Genomic DNA, 22,637 nt, shown 5'->3' with positions numbered 1-22,637 from the left:
TCGTCAGTCCTTCCGCGCGGCGTAGGCGGCCACGGTTGTCGTCTTGTCGGCCGTGGCCTTGGCGATGTTGCCGATTCCCAGCAGGTTGCGGCTCTTCCACCGCACACGGTCGCCCTGGCCGCGGGCGAACTCGGCCGCCCGCTGCCCCGTCGACGGGGTCTGTCCGGCTTCGGCGCGGCGCATCCGTTCGGCGACGCCCCGGCCGCGCCGGGTTCCGTCGAACGACGGCAACTGCGCTTCCGCGAATTCGACGAGCGGCAGCACCGAGTCCGCGGACGCACCGCGGTCGAGCCTCCTGCGGGCGTCGCCGAGGGCTTCCCGCGCGAGCGCCCTGGTGGCCCTGGTGTACTCGCGGGCGCCGTCGAGGCCCGCCGGCAGACCACCCGCGACGACCGCGGCGAACGCCCGCTGCCGCTGACGCAGGTCTTCGGCCGTGGCGTCGAAGTGTTCGAGATGCATGTTCGCGCCGTGCACCCGGTAGTAAGCCTGGGCGCGTCCGTTCACCCGCCCGACGTCCCACCGGGCCGCGGTACGCAACCAGTATTCAAGGTCGCCGGAGTGCGGCAGCTCGGCGTTGTACTGCCCCACCTCGCGCAGCGCCGCCGTGCGCATCACCACCTCCGGCGACAGGATCGGGTTCGTCCCCCGGCGCATCACGCCGCGGAACCAGTCGTGCCCGCCCCAGACGCTCCACGTCTCGCGCCCCCAGCGGTAGTCGCCCGTCGGCACGTCGTCGCCGACGAAGTCGATCACCGGTCCGTAGACCATGCCCACCGTCGGGTGGGTCGTCATCAGGCGGGTCGCCCGCCCGAGCGCGCCGGGAGCGACGAGGTCGTCGGCCGAGACGAGGCTGACGAACTCGGTCTCGACGAGGGCGAACCCGTCGTTGTAGGTGGCGATGTGTCCCCTGTTCTGCTCGTGTACGAAAACAGACACGCGGGCGTCTTCGCCCGCTATCGTCCGGGCGACGTCGGCCGAATCATCCGGTGACGCGTCGTCGACGATGATGACCCTCGCGTGCACGTCGGTCTGGTCGAGGATGCTCGCGACGATGCGGCGCAAAAAGTGGCCGTACCGGTAGCAGGGCACGACGACGGTCACGCTCGCGGGCGCGGCCTCGCGGGGTAGCGCGACCCTCACCTGGTCATCTCCAACGGCCGCGCGGTGAGCGGGTGGGCGGGCACTCCGGCCCAGGTCTCGTTGTCGGGCACGTCCTGCAGCACCGCGGCCGCCATTCCGACCACGGCGCGCACGCCGATGGTGACGCCCGGCAGCACGGCGGCGTTCATTCCGACGTAGGCGCCGCGGCCGACGGTGACCCCGCCGCCGAGCGACACCCCCGCGGCGAGGGTCGCGTAGTCGTCGACCACGTCGTCGTGGGTGATGGTGGTCCCCGGCATCACGACGACGTGGTCGCCCACCGTCGCGTCGGCCGTGATGGTCACGTTGGCGAGGACGATGCTGCCCGCGCCGATGCGGCAGCGGGCCGGATTGCGCACGCTGGGGTCGACGACGGTGGCATAGCGGATGCCACGCACGCCCGTCTGGGCGAGCCAGTCGACGATGCGTTCCCTCGCGACGCCGGAGCCGACGCAGATGAGCACGTCCGCCCGCGCGTGGGCGTCGAGGTTGGCGATGCGGCCGAGCACGGGCAGTCCGGCGAACATCTGGTCGATGTGGCCGACGCGGTCGTCGAGCACACCGATCGGGGTGTGCGATCCGGTCTCCCGCACCACGGCGAGCGCCTCCCTGGCCAGCCCGCTCGCGCCGAGCACGATGAGGTCGGTCACGGCGCCTGCCGCCCGTCGGGGGTCGCGCCCGCGCCGACGGCGCTGCGCTGCTGCGGCACCTGCATCCCGGCGGCGCGTCTGATCGACTCGACCACCCGGGTCAGCTCGCCATCCGTCAACTGGTGGAAGACCGGCAGGATCAGCGTGTGCTCGGTGAGCCGGTCGGTGACGGGCAGCGGGGCGGTCCCGGTGTCGCGGCCCGAGTAGGCGGGCTGCCGGTGGGCGGCCATGATGCCGCGCCTGGCCGAGATGTCGTCTTTGGCGAGGTGGGCGAGCAGCCCCTCGCGGCCGACGGGGAAGTCGGGCAGCACCTCGATCCAGAACGACTGGAAGTTGCTGGTGCCCCACTCCGGGTCGCCGAGCAGGCGAAGGCCGGGCACGTCGCCCAACGCGGCCGTGTAGGCGGCGACGATCTCGCGGCGACGACGCACGATCTCCGGCAGACGCCCGAGCTGGACGATGCCGACCGCGGCCTGCATGTCGGTCATGCGGTAGTTGAAGCCCACCTCGGTGTACTGCTCGGGGGGAGCGAGAACGGATGCGTGGCGCAGGTTGGCGGAGACGCTCATGGAGTGCTCGCGCAGCTTTCGCGCCCGGTCCGCCCACTCGGCGTTGTCGGTCGTGAGCATTCCGCCCTCGCCGGTCGTGAGGAGTTTGCGGGGGTGGAACGACCAGGCGGTGAGCTGGGCTCCGGCACCGACCGGGCGGCCGCGGTAGGTCGAGCCCGCGCCGCACGCCGCGTCCTCGATCACGACGATGCCCCACGGGTCGAGCGCCTCGCGGATGGGCCCGAGGTCGACCGGGATTCCGCCCTGGTCGACCACGATCACCGCCCGGGTCTCGGGGGTGAGCGCCGCGAGCAGGGTGGTGGCGGTCACGTTGCCCGTGAGCGGGTCGACGTCGGCGAACACCGGGCGGGCGCCCACGTAGGTGGGGGCGTTCGCCGTGGCGACGAACGAGAAGGAGGGGACGACGACGTCGTGGCCCGGCCCGATGCCGGCGACGACGAGCGCCAGGTGCAGCGCCGTCGTGCAGTTCGAGGTGGCCACCGCGAAGGGCGCCTGCACGGCCTCCGCGAATTTCTCCTCGAACTCGGCGACCCGTGGCCCCTGAGCGACCCAGCCCGACTCGATGACGCTGGTCAGCGCCTCGGCCTCTTCGGGCCCGAACCAGGGCTTCATCACGTTGATGCGGGTCATGCCGTCACCTCGACCTTGCGGTTGCCGGCAATCTCGTCGCGCAGCGGACGCCACCACGCGACCAGTTCGCGCAGCCCGTCTTCGAGCCCCGTGCTCGCCTCGAAGCCGAGCTCGCGTCGGGCCGACCCGGTGTCGGCGAGCCGGCGGGTGACGCCGTTGACCGCGCGCTCCGGGCCGAACTCGACGGAGAGGTCGGAGTCCATGGCGCGCAGCAGCGCCTCGGCGAGTTGCAGCAGGCTGGTCTCCTCGCCGCTCGCGACGTTGAACACGCCCTCGCGCGAGTCGCTCTCCGCCGCGAGCAGGTTGGCCCGGGCGATGTCGCCGGTGTAGACGAAGTCCATCGTCTGCTGGCCGTCCCCGAAGATGAGCGGCGGCTTGCCGTCGGCGATGCGTTCCATCCAGCGCACGAGCACCTCGGTGTAGAGGCCGTGCACGTCCATGCGCGGACCGTAGACGTTGAAGTACCGCAGCACCACGTAGTCGAGACCGTTCATGGCACGGAAGCTGCGGATCATGCCCTCGTTGAACGACTTGGCCGCCCCGTAAAAGGTGTCGTTGTTGTGGTGGTGGTGCCGCTCGCCGGTGGGGAACTCCTCGGCCAGACCGTAGACCGAGGCGCTCGAGGCGGTCACGATCTTGTCGACCTTGTACTCCGCGGCCGCCTCGAACACGTTGAACGTGCCGTCGACGAGCACCTCGAGCGCGAGCCGCGGGTCTTCGGCGCACTGGGTGATGCGGATCGCCGCCTGGTGGAAGACGAGATCCTTGTCGCGCGTCACGTCGTGTACGAGGTCGCGATCCCGGATGTCGCCATCGACGAGCCGCGCGCGGCCGGAGGCGAGGGCGGCCGACAGGTTGTCGACGCGCCCGCGCGCGAGGTTGTCGAGCACGTCGACCTGCGCCGCCCCCGCCTCGAGCAGCTGGTCGACGAGCGTCGAACCGACCGTGCCGGCGCCGCCCGTGACGAGGATGCGGGCCCCCGCGACGGCGGTCACGAGACCACCGCCAGTTCGTCGGTCTCGACCGGTTGCATCGCGCCCCCCGTGTCGAGGCTGCGGCTCGCGGCCTCGAGCACCGAGAGCACGCGCAGGCCGGCGAGACCGTCGGTGCGGGCGGGTCGGGCGTCGCGGATGCTCGTGGCGAACTCGCTCGCCATCGCGCCCAGCGCCTCGTGCTCCGGCAGCGCCGGCGACCAGGTGTCGCCGAGCCGGTACGAGATCGTCGACGCCGCGCGGTCGCTGCCGTCGATCGACTGCTGGTCGAGGTCGACGCCGCGGTCGTAGACGCTAAGCCGCTGCTGCGGGTTGAGGTCGTCCCAGACGAGGGTGCGCTTGGTGCCGCCGATGACCATGCTGCGGATCTTCGTGGGGCTGAGCCAGTTGACGTGCACGTGGGCGATCGCGCCGTTCTCGAGCGGCACGGTCAGGTAGCCGATGCACGACTTGCCCGCGCGCAGCGGGTCGGCCCCCTGGGCGGAGACCGCGGTGGGGCGCAGCCCGCCGGGCAGGATGAAGTCGATGATCGACAGGTCGTGCGGCGCCAGATCCCAGAACACGTCGACGTCGGGCTGCACGAGTCCGAGGTTGATGCGCACCGAGTCGATGAACAGCACCTCGCCCAGCGCGCCCTCCGCGACGAGCTCGCGGATCTTGAGCACGGCCGGCGTGTAGCAGTAGGTGTGGTCGGCCATCAGCACGAGCCCGCGCTCCTCCGCTTCGCGCACCATCTCGAAGGCGTGCTCCCGGCTGTCGGCGAGCGGCTTCTCGACCACCACGTGCTTACCGGCACGCAGTGCCGCGAGCACGACCGCGTGATGGGTGCGGGCCGGGGTAGCCACGGCGATCGCGTCGATGTCGTCGCGGGCGAGAAGTTCGTCGAGGTCGGTGTGCACGTCGACATGCCCCACCTTCTCGGCGAGCGCCGCGGCGCGCGATGCGTCGAGATCGCAGATTGCTTGGAGCTTCCAGTCGGGGCTCGAGCTGAAGTTACGAGCGAGGTTCGGGCCCCAGTAGCCCGCCCCCACGACCGCAACGGTGAGTGGTGTCGTCATTTATGTCCTCTTTCTCATTTCGGGTGAGAGTCAGAAGTTGCTAGGTGTTCGGTATGAAATTCACATCGACGAAATAGTTCGCGCTGCCGTAGGTGTCTGTCGGGAAACCTCCGCCCGTCCCGTAGAGGTAGAGACCGTTGACGGATGCGGCAGCGGTAAGCGCTCCGGTCGTCTTGGCCGTCTGGAAGTAGCCCGCCGTGTAGGAGTAGTTGCCCTGCGGTGCGAAGTACGACACCACGTAGGTCTGGCCGGCGTTCAGGGCGACCGGTGACGCCAGCGGTGCCGTCTGCCAACCGGCATCCGTCTCGCCGGCGAAGCCGACCGTCGCCAGCGGCTGGCCCGCGGCCGTCCACAGGTGGCCGACGTGGGCGCCGCCGTTGCCCGGCCCCTTGTAGAAGGTGATCGCGGTCACCTCGCCCGCGACCGACAGGGTGAACGAGACGCCCACCTCGACCGGCAGCGACTCGCCGACGGTCGGCGTCTGCGGGGTGTCCCCGGCGAACAGCCCCGCGTGGGTCGCGGCGGTGGGTGCGGCGGGGGTCGGAGTGGGCGTTGGGGTCGAAGTCGGCGTCGGCGTCGGCGTCGGCGTCGGGGTCGGGGTCGGGGTCGGCGTGGGCGTGGGCTCCGTGGTGCCCGTCGGGCCGGCGCCGCCGCCTGTCGTCGTCGTCACCGCGAAGACCACGTCGACGAAGTAGTTGCTGCCGCCGTAGGTGTCGGAGGGATAGCCGCCCGCCGAGGCATAGACGTAGCGCCCGTTGCCCGCGGCCGGGGCGGTGAGCGGGCCGCTCGTCTTCGGCGACGAGAAGTACCCCGACGTGTAGGCGTAGTGGCCCTGCGGTGCGAAGTACGACACCACGTAGGTCTGGCCGGCGGTGAGCGGAACGGCGTTGGACAGGTGCGCCGTCTGCCAGCCGGTGGCGGTCTCGTTGATGAAGGTCGCGGTCGCCAGCAGCTCGTGGGTCGGCGACCAGAGGTGGCCGACGTGCGTGCCGCCGTTGCCCGCGCCCTTGTAGAACTTGATCGCGGTGACCGATCCGGCGGTCGACGGGGTGAACGCGACCCCGAGCTCGACCGGCGCCGACTCGCCGGGGATGGCCGCGACCGCGGGCGTCTCCGTTCCGAAGAGGCTCGACAGGGTCACCGTCGTCGTCGACTCGTTGACCGTCGTGAACGACCAGTTCTTGGTCGCCATCGCGGCGCCCTGGGTCGATACGGCCCCGGACAGCGTCACGTTCACGACAGAGCCGTTGGGCAGTGCGGATGCCGGGGTGAAGACGATCGATTTGCCGTCGGTCGCGATGGTGGTCGAGCCCGCGACGGGAGAGCCACCGCTCGAGGCGGTGAGCGAGTAGCCGGGGGCGACCGCCGCCGACAGCTGGGCGACGATGGTCGACGAGCGGGAGACTCCGGTCGCGCCGTTGCCCGGGATGGTGCCGGTCAGGGTCAACGGGTCGGGGACGCGCTGGAAGACGACGTCGACGAGGTAGCTCGTGGTCGTGGTTGCCGTCGGGAACGCCGTGCCGTAGTTGAAGACACCGGCGGAGGCAGGCATGCTCAGCGGGCCGCGGGCCGTCGCGCCGCTGAACGCGCCCCCCGTGGCGGAATAGTTACCGACGGGAGCCCGGTACGACACGACGTAGCTCGACCCCGCGGAGACAGAGACCGGGGTCGCCAGGTTCGCGGTCTGCCACCCGGCCGACGACTCGGCGTCGAAGTTCGCCGTGCCGAGGGACGTTCCGTCGGCGGCCCAGAGGGTGCCGACGTGCGGGCCGGTGTTCGCCGAGTTCTTGTAGAACTTGAGCGCCGTGATGGCGCCGTTGGCGTTGGGCGTGAAGCGCATGCCCAGGGTCACCGGCTTGGCGTCGCCGACCTGCAGCGTGCCGGGCACGGATCCGTCGTTGTAGACGCTGCAGGGGCAGACTCCCTCGGGGGTCGGCGGGACGGCGGTGGTGAACGACCAGTTCCCGCCGGCGGTGAGAGCGCCGCCGCCCGTCGCGGTGGCGGTCACCGTGACCGTGTACGCGGTGGCGGCCTGCAGGGGATTGGTGGGTTGGAAGGTCACGGTCTTGGTCGTGGCGTTGTACGTGGTCGCTCCGGCCACGGCCGATCCGCCGTTAGGAGCGACCACGACCGAGACGGTCGACGGCGTCACGGGTTTCGACATCGTCGCCGTGATGCTCGTCGTGGTCGGCACGCTCGTCGAATCGGCGAGCGGCCACCCGTCGTCCGCGGTCAGCGGCGTGTTGTCGGTCGTCTCGAAGATGGCGTCGACGTAGTAGTTGGTTCGGGCGAACTGCTGCGCCGGGAATCCGCCTCCCCCGGCGAAGCGGCCGGCCGGTTCGGCCGCGAATCCGCCCGCGACGGTGAGCGGCCCCGCGTTGTCGGGGCGGCTGATCCAGTGGTACTTCGACGCGGAGTAGTGACCGTTGGGGGCGAGGTAGGACACGACGTACTTCGTTCCCGCCGTGACAGCGACGGCCGACGTGAAGTTGGCGCTCTGCCAGCCCGACGCGGTCTCGTTCTGGAAGTTCACCGTCGCGATGCGCACACCGTCGGCGGTCCACAGCGATCCGGTGTGGGCGCCCGTGTTGGCCGCGCTCTTGAAGAAGCGCACGCCCGAGATGAAGCCGTCGGCCGTCGGGGTGAACTGCAGGCCGAGCTCGACGGCGTCGGGATCGCCCGCGTCGGCGACGACCGGGTTTTCGAGCCCGAACACGCTGTACGGTCCGGTGACGTTGTAGGTGACGGTCTTCGCGGTTGCCGTGTAGTTGCCGCTGTCGTCGGCGGCCCGCACCAGCACGGGGGTCGCGCCCTTACCGTGCTGCACGTAGGTGTACTGCCACGAGGTGGTGCCGGTGGCCGGGTGCCAGGTGGCGCCGTTGTCGGTCGACACGTTGACGCCCGCGACCACGCCCGAGTCGGAGGCCGTACCGGTGAGCACGACAGTCGAGCCGTTCGGCACTGTCGCTCCCGCGGCCGGCGAGGTCACCGTCACGCTCGGCCCGGTGGTGTCGGTGCTCGCCGCCGCCGCGACCAGGTCGGCCGCACGCGTCGACGGCTGGGCGCCCATGTCGGCCAGGAGGTTTACCTGAGCCTGTTGCATCCGAATGTCTGCCGGAGCGCCGTCGCCGTCATGCTCCTGATCGAGTCCCCACGCCCACTGCACCGAGCCGGCGCTGAAGACCAGCGCACCGCTCGCCGCGCGGTACAGGGTGAGGTGGTGCGTGGTGGTTCCCGGGAGAACTTCCTGGCCGTAGTCCTGCAGCAGCTGCGGGGTGGGGCCCACGGTCGTCGAGAGCTGGATGAGCCCGGACGGGCGGAAGCCGTTGTCGAGGTCTTCGTTCGACTCGTAACCGACGGTGTGCGGCGCGAGCGCCTGGGTCGCCGCGGTCATCGAGGCCAGACCGGTGTTGCGCCACAGGCGCAGTTTGCCCTGGGCCTTCGTGACGGTGACGGCGAGATCGTCGTGGTTCGCCCGGTAGGCCGTGCCGGTCAGGGCGTTCTCGGGCAGCCCTCCGCCGTTGGCTGGCGAGGCGAACCGGGGATCGCGCCAGGTGCCCGTCCACTGCGGGCTCGTGTCGTCGAGCTTCTTCGCCGCCCAGGTCTCCTTGTACGAGACGAGCGTGCGGTACGGGGTGTGGTTCTGGTCGAGGGACGGCTCGTACCTGGTGCGCCAGTAGGCCTCGTTGCCCGACAGGAACTGCAGGTTCACCCCGGCGTCGCGCGCGGCTTCGACGTTGGCCCGTTGCGCGGCCGACCAGTATTCGTCGTGGCCCACGGAGAGGAACACCTTGTGGTTCGTGAGCAGCGAGCCGTAGCGGTCGGTGTCGACGCCGCTCTGGTAGCTCACGTCGTAACCGTTCTTCTCGAGGAACCGGATCATCGGGTACTCGTTGCTGAAGAAGAAGTCGCGCCCGTCGTTCGCCCCCCGGGTGGCGAACGGCCGGTTGTAGCTGACCTTGTACGCACGCCCGTGCGCGGCACCCGCGTAGAAGTCCGATCCGCCGTAGGTGTTGTAGGCGTGCCAGGTGGGGTCGGACGTCTGGAAGATCACGTCGGAGTGGCTCGACTGGTCGCGCACGATGAACGTGATGTGGCTCTTGAGCTGCGTGCCGGTACGGGTGAGCACGGCCAGGTAGACGCCCGAGACGGCGGTCGCCGGGACATTCCACGAGGCGGAGACGGACCAGGTGCCGCAGTCGTACGTCTCGGTGCTCTCCGCGTTGATGCACGACGGCTGGCCGTTCACGGGCGGCGGCACCGGGGTGACGCTGTCGATCTTGCGGGCGCCGTCGCCGCCGTAGTAGCCGGTGCGGTAGATGTCGACCGTGTACGCGGTGGCGTCGGTGTCGATCTTGAAGTCGACACGGGATCCGACGTTCACGCTGATGTCGGTGGAGAAGCCCTGGAGGTCGGGGTCGCCGGCACCGTCGATGTCCCACACCTCGGGATCGGTGCCCAGCTTGCTGTTCTCGCAGACGATCGGGTTGGAGCCAGGGGCGCACTCGCCGGCGGCGGTCGCCGCGATGCCGGCGGGCACCACGAGGGCGCCGACGAGGGCGATCGTTGCTGCAATGGCCGTCGCGAAACGGGATTTTCTGACGCGACGAATTTTCGGGTAAGTCGTCATGGTGCCTCCGGGTAACGACGACATAGTGGCACAGCGGCAGCCCCCACCTAGCCCCCCAAAAGGGTTACAGCCCGGGGCCAATATGCTTCGAGGTTCGCACCCCTCATTCGGGTGTGGACGACACGGCCATGCGCTTCTCAGAGTCAGCTTCTAGGCTGGAGTGATGGCTACCGTAAACCTCACCTCCGACGACTTCGAAACCACCGTCCTCGAGCCGGGCATCGTGCTCGTCGACTTCTGGGCCGAGTGGTGCGGCCCCTGCAAGCAGTTCGGGCCCATCTTCGAGGAGGCCAGCAACACCAACTCCGACATCACCTTCGCGAAGGTCGACACGGAAGACCAGCAGGCTCTCGCCGGAGCCGCCGGCATCACGTCGATCCCGACGCTGATGGCGTTCCGCGACGGCGTGCTCGTCTTCTCGCAGCCCGGCGCACTGCCGGCCCCCGCCCTCGGCCAGGTCATCGACGCCGTGCGCGGTCTCGACATGGAAGACGTGCACAAGCAGATCGCGGCGCAGCGCGAATCGGCCGAGGCTCCGGCGGCCGAGTAACCGTCGCTCCCTGAGCTTGTCAAAGGGCCGCTTCGACAAGCTCAGCGACCGCTAGTTCGCGGCGACGACCTCGAGCAATGCCTCGCCGTATTTCGCGAGCTTGTTCTCGCCGACGCCGCTGATCGCGCCCAGCTCGCCGAGCGAGTCGGGGCGCGAGATCGCGATGCCGCGCAGCGTCGCGTCGCCGAAGATGATGTACGCCGGAACCTCCTGAGCCTTCGCCTCGGCCGAGCGCCAGGCACGCAGCGCCTCGAACAGGTCGACCGACCCCACCGGCAGGTCCGCGGCGACCTTCGACTTCTTGGCCGCGCGGCCGGCCCCGCGTTCGGGCTCCTTGCGCAGCTTCACCGGGCGTGACCCGTCGAGCACGCCGGCGCTCGCCTCGGTGACCGCGAACGTGCCGTACTCGCCCTGAACCGCGAGCAGCCCCTGGGCGAGCATCTGGCGCACGACGCCGCGCCACTCCTGCTCGGTCAGGTCGGCGCCGATGCCGAACGTCTTGAGCTGGTCGTGGCCGTACTGCGACATGCGCGGCGTTGTCTTGCCCACGAGGATGTCGATGATGTGCCCGGCACCGAAGCGCTGCTGCTTCTCGCGCCAGAGCCGCACGACGGTCGACAGCAGCTTCTGGGCGGGGATGGTGCCGTCGACACCCTCGGGCGGCGTCAAGCACGTGTCGCAGTTCATGCAGGGCGCGCTCGACTCGCCGAAGTAGGCGAGCAGTTGCATCCGCCTGCATTCGATCGTTTCGCACAGCGCGAGCATCGCGTCGAGGTTGGCTCCGAGGCGGCGGCGGAAGGCGTCGTCCCCCTCGGACTGCTGGATCATGCGGCGCTGCTGCACCACGTCCTGCAGGCCGTAGGCGAGCCACGCGGTGGAGGGCAGTCCGTCGCGGCCCGCGCGTCCGGTCTCCTGGTAGTAGCCCTCGACGCTCTTCGGCAGGTCGAGGTGGGCGACGAAGCGCACGTCGGGCTTGTCGATTCCCATGCCGAAGGCGATGGTCGCGACCATCACGACGCCGTCTTCGCGCAGGAAGCGCGACTGGTTGGCGGCACGGATGCGCGAGTCGAGACCCGCGTGGTACGGCAGTGCGGTGATGCCGTTCTCGACGAGGAAGTCGGCCGTCTTCTCGACCGACGCGCGGGAGAGGCAGTAGACGATGCCCGCGTCGCCGGCGTGCTCGTTTCGGATGAGCGCGAGCAGTTGCTGCATCGGCTGATTCTTGGCTTCGATGCGGTATTGGATGTTGGGACGGTCGAAGCTCGACACGAAGTGTTTGGCGTCGCCGAGTTGAAGCTTGCTGGCGATCTCCTTGTGGGTGACCTCGGTGGCCGTGGCGGTGAGCGCGATGCGCGGCACGGTCGGCCAGCGCTCGTGCAGCATCGACAGCTGCAGGTAGTCGGGCCGGAAGTCGTGCCCCCACTGCGACACGCAGTGGGCCTCGTCGATGGCGAAGAGCGCGATCGTGCCGCGGTCGAGCAGCTCGGCCGTCGACGAGACGCGCAGGCGCTCGGGTGCGAGGTAGAGCAGGTCGAGCTCGCCGTCGAGGTAGGCGCGCTCGACGCGGTTGCGCTCGCCCGCATCCTGCGTGGAGTTCAGGAACCCGGCGCGCACACCCACCGCGGTGAGGGCGTCGACCTGGTCTTGCATGAGCGCGATGAGCGGGGAGATGACGACGCCCGTCCCGTCGCGAACGAGGGCGGGGATCTGGTAGCAGAGCGACTTGCCGCCGCCGGTGGGCATCAAAACGAGGGCGTCGCCGCCGGCCACGACGGTGTCGATGATCTCGGCCTGCTGGTTGCGGAACGAGTCGTAGCCGAACACCTTTTCGAGCGCCTCGAGCGGCGTGGGCGCCGGACCGGTGCGCTTCTTGACCGCCACCGTCGCGGTCCCTGAGCCCGTCGAAGGGGCGAAACCCTCCCGATCGGGAAACGGCGCCTCGTCGTCGAACGGCGGTTCCGCGAAGGGGTCGAAGGGCGGTTCCTCTTGCGGATCCCACGGGATGTCTGCGTTCCAACTCACCCGGCGAGTTTACGGGAGAGCTCCGACCCTCGCGCGGGGACTGCACAGACCGCCGCCTGTGAAAAACGCCCCAAATTGGGGGTACGTTACAAGCTATAGCGATACTCGAAAGACAGATAAACTCACGATCAGAACGGTTCCCGAAGCGTTACGCCGTTCCCACCGAGAGAGCCCTCCGCGGCCGTACCTAGGTCTTCGCAATACTCAGCGAAGACTTCGATACGGCCGCGCGCTCGGTTAAGCGGGCTTCTCGGACACCCGCGCTAGAAGACCAGCACGATCGACGGCCAGCCGATCGAGCCGAACAGCGTCTCGCTGCCCTCGTAGTGCGGGGTGAGCAGGTGCAGGCCGCGGGACAGCTTCGGCAGTGTCACGGTCTTCTTGCCCGACGCGTCCAGGGTTGCGGTCGCGATGCGCTTCACACCGTCGTAGATGGCGACGTCGCCGGTCGGAACCACACCGTCGGCGCGGACCGTGACCGAGTACTTCACCGGGGAGCTGCCGAAGACGATCAGCTTGTTCGCCGAACCGCTCGTCGAGGTGGGCGCCTTCTCCGCCGGCGGCGGTGTGGCGACGACCGCGAGCGGCACGTCGACCGAGGTTCCCGTCTCGGGAACCGAGACCGTGAGCACGAGGTCGCCGGTCACCGCGTCGTCGGGGATGGTGATCGTGACGCTCGCGCGTCCCACCTCGTCGGTCGTGTCGACGATCGCCGGGTCGATGGCGGCGCGGCCGAGTTCGACCCCGCCGGCGCTCACGACCGCCGTGCCCGCGTTGGGCTCGCCGTTGCTGAACAGTAGCGACGAGAGCGCGAGCGTCACCTGGTCGCCGGGGGCGAACGGGCCTGCCGCACCGACGGTCACTCCGACCGCGCGCTGTGCGTAGTCGGGCGACGCGACCGGGTTGGCCTCGAAGTATTCGACCATGCTCTGCAGGTCGACCTTGCCCGAGTCAGCCCGGTTCGTGCCGAGGGCGAGGGTGCCGAAGTTGTCGCCGCCCGCCGCGAGGAACGAGTTGACGGTGACCCGGTAGCTGTCACCCGCCCCGGCCAGTTCGCCGTTCACGTAGATCGCGTCGATGCGGTCGCCGACCGCGGCCGTCGGGTCGTAGGTGTACTCGAGCGACTTCGAGGTGCCGAGCTTGAGGAACGGACGGCTCGCCCCTGCGGGCTGCCACTGCTCTTCCAGTACCGACTTGAGCTGTGCGGTGCTGAGGTCGAGCGTCACCAGGGTGTTCGCGAACGGCTGCACGCCGGCGGCCTCTTTGTAGGTGAGGTTCCCGTCGGGGTCGCCGCTGCCGCTCGAGGCGTACTTCAGGTCGGCCCGCAGTCCGCCCGGGTTCATTAGCGCGATGTCGGCGCCCGAGTCGGCGGTCGCCCACAGCTGCACGTCGGCGACGAAGTTGCCGAGCGTCGACTCCCCGCCGCGGTTCTCGGCGAAGGTGGCGCCCGACTGGCGCGCCCGGTTGAAGTCGGCGGTGATCTCGCCCACCTTCACCGCACCCTTGACGTTGGCCACGGCCACGGCGTTCGCGACGATCGTGGCGACCTCGGGGTCGGGCGGGAACGCTCCGGCGAGAGGCAGCACCTCGGCCGACAGGCTCAGGATCGCGCCGCTGGCCGGGTCGACCGACAGGTCGAGGTGGGCGAACTTCTCGCCGTACTGGCCCGCGGCGAGCACCGGCCGCAGGGTGTTGGTGCCGGCGATCGGAATCTCGTGGTCGTAGGCAAGGTGGGTGTGGGCGCCCATGATCGCGTCGATGTTCGCGTTCGCTCCGGTGACGATGCGGCCGAAGGCCGAGTCATCCGTCGCGCTGGCGATGTCCGCGGTCGCGGCTCCCTCGTGTACGAGCAGCACGATCGCGTCGGCTTCGCCGTTCGCCTCGTTGCCGTCGCTGAGCAGGTCGGCCACGCGGTTGACCTCGGGCACCACCTCGCGCACGTCGAGCGTCGCGATGCCGTCGGGGCTGACCAGGTCGGGCAGCTCTTCCGTCATGGCGCCGATGAACCCGACGGTGACGCCGTCGAACTCCTGCAGGGAGTACTGCTGGTAGGCCGGCTCGTTCGTCGTCGTGTCGTAGATGTTGGCGGCCAGGTAGTCCCAGTCGGCGGCCGGTTCGATGCGGTCGTCGACGTCGGCGCGGCCCTGGTCGAACTCGTGGTTGCCCAGCGCACTGGCAGTGAGGCCGATCTCGTTGAGCGCGTCGATGGTCGGCTCGTCGTTCTGGATGAACGAGGTGAACGTCGAGGCACCGATGAGGTCGCCGCCGCCCACGAACGTCGTGTTCGGGTTGGCCGCGCGGTACGAGTCGACCATGCCGCCGAGCACGGCTGCGCCGGCGATGGGCGGGGCCGCTTCGAGACGGCCGTGGAAGTCGGCGATCGCGACGATGTCGATGTCGACGGGCGCCGGAGCCGAGTTGATGCCGATCACGATGGGGTCGTGGTCGCTCGAACGGTAGGGCGTGCCCGGCTCGGTCGCGCCGAATTCATAGCCGCGGTCGCTCCATTCGGGCGAGTTGATGTTCCAGACGTCGACTCCGGTGACGGATGCCGCGAGCTCGGGTGTCGCGAACGCGTGGTCGAGCGAGCCGAGCTCACCGTCGAAGGTGTAGGTGTACTCGTCGTCGGTCTTCACCGGCACGAGGTCGACGAGGCCGGCCGCGGTGAGCTCCTGGATCGGGTCTTCCTCGGCGTAGGCGTTGAAGTCACCGACGAGCAGAACGTTCTCGCCCTTGGCGGGGTCGGCCTTCACCGTCTCGACCATCGCGACGAGTCGCTTGGCCTGCTGCACGCGCTCGGCGTTGAAGAATCCCTGCAGGTCGGCCGGCTCGGGGGCGGTGTTGCCGCTCGGCGGGCTCTTCGACTTGAAGTGGTTGGCGACGACCGTGACGATCTTGCCGTTGGCGTTGGTTTCGAAGGTCTGAGCGAGCGGTTCGCGCGCGATGTTCCACACGGTCTCGTCGCTGTCGGCGAAGCTCTCGCCGACCGGGGTGACCGCGGCGGGCTTGTAGATGATGGCGTTGGTGATGAAGTCGGTCGTGGCCGCGTCGCGCAGCACCTGCGGGGTGGGCACGAAGGCCCAGGTTCCGGGTGCACTCGCTGCGTTCAGGGCGTCGACGAGGTTGCCGAGGGCTTCGTCGGCCGGCTCGCCGAGCTTCACCGAGTTCTCGATCTCCATGAGGCCGACCACGTCGGCGTCGAGGGCGTTGATCGCCGAGACGATCTTCGACTGCTGCACCGCGAACTCGGCGGCGTTGGAGGCGCCTCGGGCGTCTCCGCCGAAGGTCGTGAAGTAGTTGAAGACGTTGAAAGCGGCCGCCTTGACGTCGCCGCCGACCTCGGCGGGAGCCGCGGTGCGCGGGTTGAGCGACTCCCACGTGGGCTCGAGCGCCGCGGTCTCGGCGGGTGACGCGTCGGTGAGCGGACGCTGCGGCTGCAGGCGCCAGTCGTCGAAGCCCCAGCCGAGGATCATGCCTGCTGCGGGGGCGACGAAGCGGTCACCGTTGCGGACGACCGTCGCGGCGTCGAAGTAGGGCTGACCGCCGACGTGGGCGCCGTTGGAGACCTGGATGCTGTAGCCGTCGTCGACGAGCAGCCGGTTCGCGCGGTTGGCGTCGGCGATGGCGCCCGCCGCGGCACCCGCGTCGGTGGTCTCGGTGGCCTTCACGGCGAGGTCGCCGACGTTCAGCCAGAGCGTGCCGAAGTTGTAGAGCTGGTGGCTCGAGCTGAGGTAGGCGCTCTCGGGCGTGACCAGCATGCCCTCGTAGGCCTCACGCGCGGCGCCGACGACGCTGTTGGGAAGCACCGTGGGGGCCGGGAGCCCGGCGCCCGCGGTGACGACCTCGTAGTTGGCGTTCGCGGTGGCGGTGATCTGCGTCTGTCCGTTGAACTCGCCCGCCGTGCCCGTCACGGTCACGAGGTCGCCGAGCGCGACGGCGGGGTCGGCGTTGGCCGAGAAGACGAAGACTGCGTCGGAGCGTCCGGGCGTGGCATCCGAAGCCCCACCGCTGCCCGCGGTCTGCAGGTAGAAGCCGCGGTAGCCACTGGTGGTCGACGCGCGGTAGTCGCCCGTGATCACGCCCTCGACGGTGACGACGCTGCCGGCGACGGGGGTGGCCGCGCCGTCTCCCTGCACGTCGGCGATGGTGGCCGTGGGCGGTGCCGCGGCGGCCGGCGAGGCGACAGCGGCTGTGAGCCCGAGCGCGAGAGCGCTGGCCGTGGCGAGAGCGGCGGCGCGCCTCGCGAGGGAGTGAGTCGGGGCGGATGGCGTCGTCGTCATTGCAGCAGGTCTCCAAGCAAAACTCGTCGGCTGTGCCCCCTACGGGGGGTTTGGTTCGTAGCCTATGCATTGCCAGTGTCACTGTCGAGGTTTGCGCCGGAACGTAACCCGCCGGTCAACTGCGGTTCACCCGATACCGTGAAGCCATGCTTTCCGTCATTATCGGCATCTCGAGCGCGCTCATTTACGGTGCCGCCGACTTTCTCGGCGGAACCGCATCGCGCCGCATCAGCCCCGTGCGCGTCACCGCCGTCGCCGCGGCGGCCGGGCTCGTCGCGCTGCTGATCGCCCTGCCGTTCGTGGGCGGAGCCTGGTCGCCCGAGGCCGTGGTGCTCGGCGCCCTGAGCGGCGTCACCGGTGCCGTCGCGATCGGCCTGCTCTACGCGTGCCTCGCGATCGGGCCGATGAGCATCCTCTCGCCGCTCACCGCGGTGGTGTCGGCGATCGTGCCCCTCACCATCGGCCTTGTCGGCGGGGAACGGTTGCAGCCGATCGGCTACCTGGCGCTCGTCCTCGCGCTCGTGGCCGTCGTGCTCGTCGGCTTCGTGCCCGAGAAGGGAGCCGTGCGCCCCAGCCTGCGCGGCGTGCTGATGGCGGTCGGTTCGGGGGCCGCCATCGGCCTGTTCCTGGTGATCATCGATCAGACCCCGGATGACTCGGGGCTCGTGCCCCTCGTCGTGAACCGGGCCGTGGGCGCGGCCATCCTGTTTGCCGCCGTGGGGGTGCTGGCGCTCAGCTCATCGAGTAGGTCGCGAAGCGACCGTATCGAGACCCCCGCGGGCCACACCTGGCGCCCGGGCCTCCGCCTCGCGATCCTCTGCGGCATCGTCGACGCCGCCGCCAACACCGGCCTGCTCATCGGCCTGCGCCTCGGCGAGCTCTCGGTCATGGCCGTGCTCACCGCGCTCTACCCGGCCGGAACGATCATCCTCGCCGCCGTCGTGCTCAAGGAGCGCGTCGCCCCCGTGCAGATCGTCGGTCTGGTACTCGCGGTCACGGCCGGGGCGATGCTCGCGCTGGCCTGAGCCGCTAGCCTGACCGGATGCGCGCCGCCAACCCTCGCCTCGCCCTAGCCGCGCGCATCCTGCTGCCCGTCTATCTCGCGGTGGTGTTCTACATCGTCTTCTCGCCCGCCGACGACACGACTCAGGCCACCGGACCGTTCGCGTGGGTCTTCAACAACCTCGACGACCTGCGTGACTCAGATCCATGGGCTTACGGAACGCTCGAGTTCACCGCGAATATCGCGATGTTCGTGCCGTTCGGCGTGCTGGTGCCACTGGCCTTCGGGCGACCGCCGTGGTGGATCATCCTCGCCCTCGGATTCGCAACGACCCTCACGATCGAACTCGTGCAGCAGTCCCTGCCAAGCCGCTACAGCACGGTCTCAGACGTGGTCGCCAACACGCTTGGCACGGCCATCGGCCTGCTGCTCGTGCACTGGGCCGCCCGGCACGGTCTCAGACGTCGGGGATGAGCCGTTTGCCGAGCGACACCGTGCCGTCGGGGTCGTAGCCGAGGGCGCGGTAGAAGCCGATCACCCGCTCGTTGCCGGCGCGCACCTGCAGGTTGATCTTCGGGCAGCCGATAGCCGTGAGCATCCGCTCGCCCTCGCCCATCAGCTGCCGCCCGAGCGCCTCACCCTGCCGTCCGGGCGCGACCGCCAGGTAGTGCACCCAGCCCCTGATGCCGTCGAAACCGAACATTCCGGTCGCGACGATCTCGCCGTCGATCTCCCCCACTAGGAACATCTCCGGCTGCACCGTCAGCTTGCGAGCGATGTCTTTAGCGGGGTCGTTCCACGGACGCGTGAGCCCGCAGTCGTTCCACAGCTGAATGACGGATGACTCGTCGGCGGGCGAGAACGGACGCAGCAGCATCCGCCCATTCTTCCAGGCGGACTAGGGCGACTTATCTCGCGAGGGCGGCCGCGCGGCGGTCTTGCTCGACCAAGCGATCCCGGTGTGAGACAAGGAGCCGCAGCATTACGGCAAAGAACGCACCGATGAGAAAGCCGGTCGTGTTGGAGATCAGGTCGCGCACTTCGGGGTAGCGCTCCGGGAGGAAGGTCGCCTGGAAGAACTCGATGAACCCGGAGAACGCTGTGCCCATAAACAGCAGCGTCCACCACGCTTTCCGTGAGATCAGAAGAGCAGCGAAGATTCCGAGCGGCACGAACATCAGGATGTTCCCGAAGAACTCGACGCCGAGATAGGTGATGAAGGTGATCCCACGTTCCTGCAGCTTCTCTATGACCCGGTAGACGAGGAGCGTGACATATCCGGATCCCGGCGCTCGATGCGTGAGAGTGATGATCATCACGAAAATTGCGTAGCCGATCAGCAGTACCGTGACGATACGGCGGCGGAATCGGGAAGCCATCATGATTCGGTCATTCAACCACACGAGCCGGGATTGAGACTGAGCTGCACGGGCGTTGGCCCCGGGCTGCCGCTCTGGCGCGGATGGGGACCGGTAGAGTGGGTCGGTCGTACTAACCCGGAACCCCAGTTGAAGAGGGCCTACTCGAAAGCAAAGATGAAGATACTCGTCACAGGCTCGGCTGGGCGACTCGGCGTGCAATTGCAGCGCCGATTCACGTCCGAGCCCGAACACGATGTGCTCTACTTGCGCAATCCAAAGAAGGACACTCCACGCGGACCAGGCGACGTCGATGTCACCGACTCCCTCGCATTGACAAACGCCATCCAGCAGTTCGGGCCGCACGCGATCGTGCATCTTGCCTCAATCGCTGGCGCGGCGTGCGAGGAGGACGTCGCGCGAGCGTACGCGGTAAACGTCGATGCTGTGGGCACAATCGCGGAAGCCGCCAAGCGGCACGGCGTCGGGCGCATTCTGTTCGCATCGACATCGGCTGTGTACGGCGACCAGTACGACCGCCCGGTGCGCGAGGACGACGAGCTACACCCCGGTTCCACCTACGCCAAGACCAAGTTCGAAGCGGAACAGATTCTCGCGTCGGCCGCCGAGGCATCTTCACTCGAGACAATCAGCTTGAGGATATTCAATGTATACGGCCCGGGCTTCGACGGTTCCCTGATCTCCAAGCTCCGCGCGTCCACTCCCGAAAGCCCTGTCCACCTCCGCGACCTCGACGCTTTCGTTCGCGACTACTCGCACGTTGACGCCGTGGTCGACGCAATAAATGCCGCGCTCAACGCCGAACTACAGTCGCGAGCTGCTGTTTTCAACATCGGAAGCGGCACTCCCACGAGCAACCGCGATCTCATCGAGCTTCTCGGCGGCTCTGGAGCGGTGCATTTTGAGGTAGCGCCCGGCGGATACAGCTATAGCTGCGCCGACATCTCTGCAGCGACTCGAGTACTCGGGTTCGCGCCCATCAGCCGCCTCGCCAACGCCTAGCGCGGACTGCGCCGGAGTTCCGAACGCGAGTCCCAGAGCAAGCCGACGGCACTGACTGAAGCGCCGACAAGGAGCGCGAGCGCCATCCACTCAACGCCGCCGCCGAGGATCAAGGCGACGACTGCCGTCCCGAGAATCGCAACAGTTGCCCAGACACGATTGAGGAGGAGCACGCGAGCGCGGTCCCGGAGCTTAGGTATTAATGCCACGCAGGCCGCAAGACATAGAAGCACATACTCCACAGATGTGATCGGAAGGATGCTCCTCGCTCCCGCCCAAGTTTCGCCGAGAATGAACTCGCCCGCTCCCTGGGGGAGGAGCAGCAGCGCTACCGCCCACAAGCCCGATATCGCGCACACCACTGCAGAGATGAGCAACACCGTTTTGCCATCGCGCCGACGGTCACGCCGCGATAGCTGGCTCAAGACACTGAAGTCGAGCAAGGCCATCAACGTGTTGACCGGGCCGAAGAGGGTGCCCGCACCGCGAATGCTACCCACAGCCGCCGCACCGAGGAACGGCAGCATTAGGAAGCCCATGACGAGCGTGACTCCCGTCGAAAGAACCACGGTGATCGAAATGGATTCACGCAGCCCTCGCCTGGGCCTGAGCAGCCGAAGGCCCTGACGAGGAGCGGGGCGGGGCGCGAACCGCACCATGAAGAAAACGAGAGCCGCGATGACGGCCGCCGTCCACGCCGCTATGACCGTTGTTGGGTCGAAGAGTTCGCGCAGTCCGAAAAGTACGACAATCGACACCAGCCAGATTCCGTCCGAGGCAACCGCGGAGCCTGGTTGATTGGTCGAGATGGCGTAGTAACGCGAGATGTCCTGAATCATCACGAGTGGGGTCGCGACCGCCACAGCCAGGGCGGCCAAGAGACCGAGTTCCATGGATGCCTCGTCGGCCCCGACGGCGGCAATGGCCCCCACCCCAAAGACCACGGCAATGATTGGCAGCGCGATCCAGCAGAGTGCAGAAACGGAGGAGCGGTAGAGCGCGTCGAGCTCGGCTCTGGAGCTCTGTGCCGCGAGGGCCAACGGCAGCCCGAAAAAGGATCTGGTGACACCGACGAAGAGCGTGAGCACCGTGTACGCCATCGCGAAGATACCGAATTCACCGCTACTAAGGCTGCCGGCGAGCACGAATACCGCTAAGAAATTGGTGCCGCTGGACAACCCTTGGTCGAGAATAGGCAGTCCGTGCGTTGATAGGGTTCGCCTAATCAAGCGAACCCCGCCGCGGGAGGAGCGTGCGCCATTGCCATTGTGGGCCCGAATCGACGGAGGCGGCGTTGCGGCTGAGCAGCCAGCGTTCGACTAAGAGAACACCGAGGATGATGAGAAGCGGGTAGATGATGCTCTTCATCTGCCCGAGAGCGTCGCTGCGTAGGCCGAAGGGCAGATACGACAGAAGTAGGGGATACACATATGCCGAGAGGCGATTGACGTTGTGCGGCTCATTCGCCCACAGGTACGCCCGACCGAACAGCCAGCCGACGAGCCCGGCGATCACGACGACGCCGACGAACCCGAAATTCAGGTAGGCCTCGGTCGGCAACGAGAAGCCCCATCCCTGTCCGCTGAAGGTAAAATCGATTAGGTCTCGATACGCAAACGCCCCTGTTCCCGTCGGTTCGCCAAACAGAGCACGCGCGACGGGACCGGGCAGCATGAACTTGAGGGCTTCCAGGTACGTGCTTCCGAAATAGAAATCGGTCGAGCTCGGAACCAATGCGGCCACGTTAGACGTGAGAAGAATCGGGCTCGATGTGTCTACGAGCAGGCTCTCGATCGCTGGATAGTCGGGTGCATCCGGCGACTTTACGCGTAGCTGAGCGACGAGAGCGAATATGCCTCCGGCGGCAGCAACTGCCGCTATGGGAATCCAGATGCTGAACTTTTTGCCGGACTGGAGCCGGAACCACAGGAACAGCACAACGGGGGCGATAATCTCGGACCGCGTGCCGAGCAGGAAGAGGCTGATGAACCCCACCGCCCCGAGCAGTGCCCAGTCGGGCCATTGAAGCGGATGGCCGACTCGACGAACGTTGCTGTACATCACCAGAAGGCAGCCCACCGTGGTGAGTGTGGCGCCGGCTACCGCGATCGTTGTGCCGAGATCGTAGTCCAGTTGATCGGCCCCATAGACGCGGGTGAAGACGGGTCCGTTCACGATCAGCTGCTGCACCTTCGCAGTCAGGGCGAGAATGAGAATGAGCCGGCCAACATCGCGTGAGAAGACACCGCGACGGTCACGTTCGGGAGCCACGAGCAGAGCCGGGTCGGTCAAGCTGCGCCGATTGGCTCGAACGACCGACGCGAGGAAAACTCCGGCGCAGTATGCAAGAACTGTGAGGCACATGACGGAAGACGAAGCACTCGTGTAGATCGACGCAGGCATCACCTGGATGCCCCGACCGGTGACCGCCATATAAGCCAATGGCACGAGGAGTGAATAAATCAGGTACGCGACAGGGGCGATCATCGGGTGGAGAAGCGCCCGAGAGGAAGGACCGTGGCGCAGGAAAGCACTCATCGCGGCCAGTACGCCGGCCGCGATGGTGAGGCCCACGCCGAGGTGTTTCACCGCCGGTTCCCTGATACCTCCGGCGCCGATTATCGAGATTGCGAACGAAGCCGCGAACAAGACCACCGTCGAAACGACGATTAGCTTGCGCCATCCGCTCAGAGACGCGTACCGCTGCAGTTCCTTCTGTACGACTGTCACCA

Annotated in this window: 16 protein-coding genes; 4 read left to right on the top strand and 12 right to left on the bottom strand. The window is 68.1% G+C overall.

The genetic code is table 11. The features are described 5' to 3' along the window. Nucleotides 1-3 precede the first annotated feature (3 nt). The 6 genes from IEV96_RS13040 to IEV96_RS13015 are packed head-to-tail and all read right to left on the bottom strand — an operon-like array spanning nt 4 to nt 9,669. Entirely contained in the window at nt 4-1,140 is a 1,137-nt protein-coding gene (locus IEV96_RS13040; protein WP_188510991.1) for a glycosyltransferase, read from the bottom strand. After that, nucleotides 1,137-1,790, bottom strand: a complete 654-nt coding sequence (locus IEV96_RS13035; protein WP_188510990.1) for an acetyltransferase — start codon at nt 1,788-1,790, stop codon at nt 1,137-1,139. Before IEV96_RS13035 ends, IEV96_RS13040 begins: the two co-directional genes overlap by 4 nt. Further along, a complete protein-coding gene (locus IEV96_RS13030; RefSeq protein WP_188510989.1) occupies nt 1,787-2,989 on the bottom strand; it encodes a DegT/DnrJ/EryC1/StrS family aminotransferase in 1,203 nt (400 codons plus the stop codon). The genes IEV96_RS13035 and IEV96_RS13030 overlap by 4 nt, the downstream gene beginning before the upstream one ends. After that, the gene (locus IEV96_RS13025; protein ID WP_188510988.1) at nt 2,986-3,984 is read right to left on the bottom strand and encodes an NAD-dependent epimerase/dehydratase family protein; all 999 of its coding nucleotides are present in this window, start codon (nt 3,982-3,984) and stop codon (nt 2,986-2,988) included. The genes IEV96_RS13030 and IEV96_RS13025 overlap by 4 nt, the downstream gene beginning before the upstream one ends. After that, a complete protein-coding gene (locus IEV96_RS13020) occupies nt 3,981-5,039 on the bottom strand; it encodes a Gfo/Idh/MocA family protein (RefSeq protein WP_188510987.1) in 1,059 nt (352 codons plus the stop codon). The genes IEV96_RS13025 and IEV96_RS13020 overlap by 4 nt, the downstream gene beginning before the upstream one ends. Before the next feature lie 40 nt (nt 5,040-5,079). Beyond that, entirely contained in the window at nt 5,080-9,669 is a 4,590-nt protein-coding gene (locus tag IEV96_RS13015; protein ID WP_188510986.1) for a DUF4082 domain-containing protein, read from the bottom strand. Nucleotides 9,670-9,832: 163 nt separating this feature from the next. Between IEV96_RS13015 and trxA the strand changes: the two genes are divergently transcribed. Continuing rightward, the gene (gene trxA, locus IEV96_RS13010) at nt 9,833-10,219 is read left to right on the top strand and encodes a thioredoxin (protein ID WP_188510985.1); all 387 of its coding nucleotides are present in this window, start codon (nt 9,833-9,835) and stop codon (nt 10,217-10,219) included. 51 nt (nt 10,220-10,270) lie between these two features. On the opposite strand, the gene recQ is transcribed toward trxA, so the two are convergent. Next, the gene (gene recQ, locus IEV96_RS13005; protein ID WP_229733309.1) at nt 10,271-12,241 is read right to left on the bottom strand and encodes a DNA helicase RecQ; all 1,971 of its coding nucleotides are present in this window, start codon (nt 12,239-12,241) and stop codon (nt 10,271-10,273) included. A gap of 263 nt (nt 12,242-12,504) precedes the next feature. Next, the gene (locus tag IEV96_RS13000) at nt 12,505-16,521 is read right to left on the bottom strand and encodes an ExeM/NucH family extracellular endonuclease (RefSeq protein WP_188510984.1); all 4,017 of its coding nucleotides are present in this window, start codon (nt 16,519-16,521) and stop codon (nt 12,505-12,507) included. 146 nt (nt 16,522-16,667) lie between these two features. Here IEV96_RS13000 and IEV96_RS12995 point away from each other — a divergent pair, with 146 nt between their 5' ends. Both IEV96_RS12995 and IEV96_RS12990 read left to right on the top strand, forming a co-directional pair. Then, nucleotides 16,668-17,546, top strand: a complete 879-nt coding sequence (locus IEV96_RS12995; RefSeq protein ID WP_188510983.1) for an EamA family transporter — start codon at nt 16,668-16,670, stop codon at nt 17,544-17,546. Nucleotides 17,547-17,563: 17 nt separating this feature from the next. Continuing rightward, a complete protein-coding gene (locus tag IEV96_RS12990; protein ID WP_188510982.1) occupies nt 17,564-17,998 on the top strand; it encodes a VanZ family protein in 435 nt (144 codons plus the stop codon). Here the strand turns inward: IEV96_RS12990 and IEV96_RS12985 are convergent. Beyond that, complete coding sequence (locus IEV96_RS12985; RefSeq protein ID WP_188510981.1) at nt 17,982-18,401, bottom strand: GNAT family acetyltransferase; 420 nt, start codon at nt 18,399-18,401, stop codon at nt 17,982-17,984. The genes IEV96_RS12990 and IEV96_RS12985 overlap by 17 nt on opposite strands. Nucleotides 18,402-18,432: 31 nt before the next feature. Further along, nucleotides 18,433-18,903 (bottom strand): VanZ family protein, encoded by a 471-nt coding sequence (locus IEV96_RS12980; protein WP_188510980.1) that lies wholly within the window; start codon nt 18,901-18,903, stop codon nt 18,433-18,435. Nucleotides 18,904-19,059: 156 nt separating this feature from the next. Here IEV96_RS12980 and IEV96_RS12975 point away from each other — a divergent pair, with 156 nt between their 5' ends. Further along, the gene (locus IEV96_RS12975) at nt 19,060-19,905 is read left to right on the top strand and encodes an NAD-dependent epimerase/dehydratase family protein (protein WP_188510979.1); all 846 of its coding nucleotides are present in this window, start codon (nt 19,060-19,062) and stop codon (nt 19,903-19,905) included. On the opposite strand, the gene IEV96_RS12970 is transcribed toward IEV96_RS12975, so the two are convergent. Both IEV96_RS12970 and wzy read right to left on the bottom strand, forming a co-directional pair. Continuing rightward, nucleotides 19,902-21,050, bottom strand: a complete 1,149-nt coding sequence (locus IEV96_RS12970; protein ID WP_229733307.1) for an MATE family efflux transporter — start codon at nt 21,048-21,050, stop codon at nt 19,902-19,904. The two genes, IEV96_RS12975 and IEV96_RS12970, sit on opposite strands and share 4 nt — an antisense overlap. A gap of 76 nt (nt 21,051-21,126) precedes the next feature. Beyond that, the gene (wzy, locus tag IEV96_RS12965) at nt 21,127-22,635 is read right to left on the bottom strand and encodes an O-antigen polysaccharide polymerase Wzy (protein WP_188510977.1); all 1,509 of its coding nucleotides are present in this window, start codon (nt 22,633-22,635) and stop codon (nt 21,127-21,129) included. Nucleotides 22,636-22,637: the final 2 nt, after the last annotated feature.

This window comes from Conyzicola nivalis (assembly GCF_014639655.1).
Lineage (GTDB): Bacteria > Actinomycetota > Actinomycetes > Actinomycetales > Microbacteriaceae > Conyzicola > Conyzicola nivalis.
The sequence above is the reverse complement of the archived record's forward strand: the minus strand, read 5'-3'. Positions and strand labels throughout refer to the sequence as shown.